This window comes from Pseudomonas sp. p99-361, from assembly GCF_003935475.1.
Classification (GTDB): Bacteria; Pseudomonadota; Gammaproteobacteria; order Pseudomonadales; family Pseudomonadaceae; genus Aquipseudomonas; species Aquipseudomonas juntendi.
In genome coordinates, this window is sequence record NZ_RHQO01000029.1 from 1 (window position 1) to 4,389 (window position 4,389).

At 64.8% G+C, this 4,389-nt stretch carries 2 protein-coding genes and 1 tRNA gene; all 3 read right to left on the minus strand.

The window, feature by feature from the left end; genetic code table 11:
* Positions 1-119: 119 nt before the first annotated feature.
* The 3 genes from EGJ22_RS14380 to EGJ22_RS14390 all read right to left on the minus strand — a co-directional run bounded on the left by EGJ22_RS14380 (position 120) and on the right by EGJ22_RS14390 (position 4,384).
* Entirely contained in the window at positions 120-1,412 is a 1,293-nt protein-coding gene (locus EGJ22_RS14380; RefSeq protein WP_029887885.1) for a virulence factor family protein, read from the minus strand.
* Positions 1,412-4,054 (minus strand): bifunctional lysylphosphatidylglycerol flippase/synthetase MprF, encoded by a 2,643-nt coding sequence (mprF, locus tag EGJ22_RS14385; protein WP_029887886.1) that lies wholly within the window; start codon positions 4,052-4,054, stop codon positions 1,412-1,414. Before mprF ends, EGJ22_RS14380 begins: the two co-directional genes overlap by 1 nt.
* A 253-nt stretch (positions 4,055-4,307) precedes the next feature.
* Positions 4,308-4,384: transfer RNA gene (locus EGJ22_RS14390), tRNA-Met, on the minus strand.
* Positions 4,385-4,389 lie beyond the last annotated feature (5 nt).

Below are 4,389 nucleotides of genomic sequence, written 5' to 3' on the forward strand. Positions count from 1 at the left end.
GGCGGCGCTCGCTCTAACAGGCGCTGCCATACCTTGTGGCAAACACCTGTCAGCCCTAAGGCGATCCCTGTGGGAGCCTGGCTTGCCAGCGATGGGCCGCAAAGCGGCCCCGATTTTTGTCAGTTCTGCTCAGCCACGCTTGCCTTGCCTTGGCGCGTCTCGATCTCACCAATCAAGCGCTTGGCCAGCGCCGGGTAGTTCTCGTCGAAGTGGTGGCCGCCGGGCAGTTTCATGCGCTCGCCAACAGCCGTGCCATCGGTGCAGCCGCTTTCGTCAGCTTCCTCGACGCCATACACACACACCACCTTGGAGGCAGGCAGCTTGGCCATTTCCGGCCCGGTTGGCGCTTCCTGGCCCTCCTTGCCCAGCCAGCCCTCCACTTCGATCTCGAAACTGCCGCTGCGGGCAAAGGCCAGCAGCATCACGGCGTCGATACGCTGCTGGTCTTCGGCCGGCAGGCGGTTGTAGATCGCCGGCAGTACGTCGGCCCCGAATGAATAGCCTGCAAGCACGAAGCGCTTGGTGCCCCATTTCTGGCGATAGTGCTGCATCAGTTCGGACAGGTCGGCAGCGCTTTGCTCGGGGGTTTTGTGCTGCCAGTAATAGCGCAGCGTGTCGATGCCCACCACCGGGTAGCCCAGCTTGGCCATTTCGCCAGCGACGTCGCGGTCCAGGTCGCGCCAGCCGCCATCGCCGGAAAGGAACAGGGTGACGGTATCGGTGGTTTGCCCGGCCGGCACCTCGACTACCGGGACTGGCAGCGCGTTGCCATCGTGGCCGAGCAAGGCCTGGGTCAGTTGCGCCTTGAGCACCTGCGGCAGGTGGATGTCGTAATCGCTGATGCTGGTTTCGGCATTGGCCTGGTCACGCACGAAGGCGGCGCTGGCGTCGTCCGGGTTGTCGTTCCAGGCCACGCTCCAGTGGCCATGCGCCGCGGATTTGGGCAACGGCGCCTGGCAGCCGGGCTGCTCAAGGGCAAAGCCTACGGAAATGGCGCGGGCCTTGTCATCGCTCTGCCCGGCCAGCCAGCGCCAGGCCTGGGCGGCACCAGGGCCGATACCGGCGACCACGTCGGGTTTTGCCGGCAATTGCTTCAGGGCCTGGTCCAGCGCCTGTTGCTGCTTGCTGCAATCGTTCGGTGGCAGGATCACCTGCACCAGCTGCGCTTCGCCAGCCTGGGCCAGGTCCAGCAGTTGCTTGTCGCTCAGCGCCTGGTCCTGAGGCACGCCGATGGCCACGCTGATTTTGGGGTGCACGCCTGGCGTCACCCGGGTAATGGGGGTGTCATTGATGCTCATTTGTTCCAGGTGCGCCTCTGGGGCAGGGCGCGTCCACAGCCAGAACGCCAGCCCGCCACCCAGGGCAGCCAGCAACAGGGGAACCAGTAGGTACAGCCAATAGCGTCGGGTCATCAACGTTTCACCAATCCAGTCAGGCCGCCAGCAATGAGGGCGGCAGTGTCGGCCAGTGCCACCAGCGGGTCGAGCCCGGCTGGCACGGCCATGTAGCGGGGTTCCCAGTCCGGTTGGAACTTGTCCTTGAAGCGCCGGAGCCCCTGGAAGTTGTAAAGCTGCTCACCACGGCGGAACACCAGTGAGCCCAGGCGCTGGGTCAATGGCGCGCCACGCCGTGGCTGCAGGCCGGAGAGCGGCACCATACCCAGGCTGAAGCGCCCGTAGTCACGGCTTTTATAGTGCAAGATCAAGCCGATCATCATGTACTCCATGGTCAGCTTGGGGGCCTCGGGGTGGGCGCGCATCAGGTCCAGGCTGGCCAGTTCGTGGCTGTGGGTTTCCAGCAGGTTGGCAAAGGCCACCGGGCGGCCCTGGAAGCGAATCAGGGCAATCCGGAAGTGCTGCAGGTAGTCCGGGCTGAAGCGTCCCAGCGAGAAGCCTTTCTCGCGTACGTTCTTGCCGCCGAGCCAGGCATCGGAGATTTCCTTCAGTTCTGCTAGCGGTGCTTGGCCAGGCTCGTGGATTTCCAGGCTCAGGCCATCGCGTCCGCCGCGGTTCCAGGTATAACGCAGGTCCTTCATTTCCTTGCCCTTGGCTTCGAGGTCGAAGCGGCGCAAGTCGACCCGGGCCTCTTCACCCAGTTTCAGCGCGGTCAGGCCAATGTCCATGTAGAACGGCAGGTTTTCCGCGCGTACCTGGTAGAACACCGGCCGCGCATGGTGCAGGTCGCACAGGTCGCGGAACTGCCAGATCATCTCGGCCCGTTCCTGGGCCGGGCCGATCGGATCGTACAGTGCCACCAGGCTACGGCCGCGCCGGGCATACATGAGGAATGCATTGTCCCGTGGGTGGAACAGCAAGGCCTTGTCGCCGGTGAGTGCCAGGCCGCCGTCAGGCTGGTCGGACGCCAGCAGAATGCGGTTGGCACGCTGCAGTTCTTCTTCGTCAGGCAGGTGGATCACCGGTGGTGCGGTGCGCAGCAGCCAGGTCAGTGCCAGGGCCGCCAACAGCAAGGCGCTGCCCATAGCCGCGCGCAGGCCGCGGGGGGCGTCGGCGTCGAGGGTGAACTGCCACCACAGCTGATGGCTGTAGGGCACATCCTGGTAGGCAAACAGCAGCAGCCACACCGAGGCCCCGACAACACAGGCACTTGCGACCAGAAATACCGGCGAGAAGGGCAGCTCCATCAACCGGCTGGGGCGGTAGAACGAGCGCCGGAACACGGCCAGCAAGGTGGCAGTAAAGGTCAGCAGGCTGGCCTCTTCCCAGTCGAAGCCTTTGAGCAACGACAGCAGGGCACCGACCAGCAACAATACGATTGTCAGCATCCAGGCGGCCGACAGGCGCCGCCGCAGGCCTTGGGCCAGCAGCAGGCACAGCACGCCGATCAAGCTGGCGCCGAAGTGCGATGCATCGATCAGCCGGTGTGGCACCAGAAAGCCCATGTGCTCCAGGCGCGTGTCGATTTCCGGGGTGGCGCCGGAGAACAGCAACACCACACCAGACAGGAACACCAGGATCGACAGGATAGGCGCAGCCAGGCCCGAGGCGGCCTTCATGGCCTGCTGGGCGAACAGCAGGCGCCGGGCTTCGTTGGCCAACAGCAACACGCAGGCCAGCAGCAGCGGCACCACTACGTAGATCAACCGGTACAGCAGCAATGCGGCAGCCAGCGGCGCCGCACCCAGCTGGTTGGCAAAGGCCGCCAGCAGGATCGCCTCAAACACCCCGACCCCGCCCGGTACATGGCTGAGCACACCTGCCGCCAAGGCCAGCAGATACACCAGCACGAACGCGCCGAACGGGGGCGCTTCGGGCAGTAGCAGGTACAGCACGGTAGCGGCAGCTGCCACATCCAGTGCAGTGATCAGCAGTTGCAGGGCAGTCAGGCGGGCATCCGGCAGGCGCAAGGTGCGGCGCCCCAGTTGCACCAGCAGGTTATTGGCCAGTGGCTGTTCGGCAAGGCGCCGACGGTACAAGCCGATGACCAGCAGGGCAGAGGCGACCAGCACCGCACTGGCGATGCCCGCCAACAGGCCCTGGGCCAGGCCAAGTGCGCTGGATGCAGCCCGCAGGTCGCTCAAAGTCGCCAGGGCGGCCAGGGGCGGAAGCGCGCAGCCCAGCGACAGGCTGGCAAAAACGGTCATGCGTGCGACCTCGCCAGCGCCCAGCCCATGGCGGGCGTACAAGCGGTAGCGCACCGAGCCGCCCGAGAGCATCGACAGGCCGATGGCGTTGCCGATGGCGAACGCACTGAAACCACCCAGCACCAGGGTAGGTGCCGGCAGCTTCACCCCGGCATAGCGGCTGGCCGACCACTCGTAGCCCAGCAGGATCACGAAGCCGACCACCGTCGCGACAAAAGCGCCCAGCAGCGACTGCGCCGGAACACTGAGCATGGCGTCGTGCAGGGCGTAGATGTCCAGCTCGCTGAGCAAGTGGCGGCAAGCGATCAGGGCCATGGTGAACAGCAGCAGGGTTACCGCAAGGCCGATGGGCTGGCGGTAGCGGCTCAGGCGTTCGAGCAACGGCAGGCGCTGAACCGCACCTGGCAGCGCCGTGGCAAGCGGTACCTGGGGTTCGGGGTTGTGCGTAGTCATGAATTGCCCCGGGCAAGCAGCGCGAGGTGGAGGAGAGGTGCGGCCAAGTGAAAGTCCCTTTGGAAAACGTATCCGGATATTACTCCGGACAACATGACTTGCAGTCGTCCGGCAGCGTTAAAGATAGTTCATCCAGAGGATGAACCCTCAACACCGCAGGTTGGATCGGTAAACCCGGTCATACGAGTGGCAGGAGACAAACGCAACAAACCCCGCGCTGCTGTTACACAGGCGGGGTTTGTTCTGACGAATATGGTTGCGGGAGCCGGATTTGAACCGACGACCTTCGGGTTATGAGCCCGACGAGCTACCAGGCTGCTCCATCCCGCGTCAGT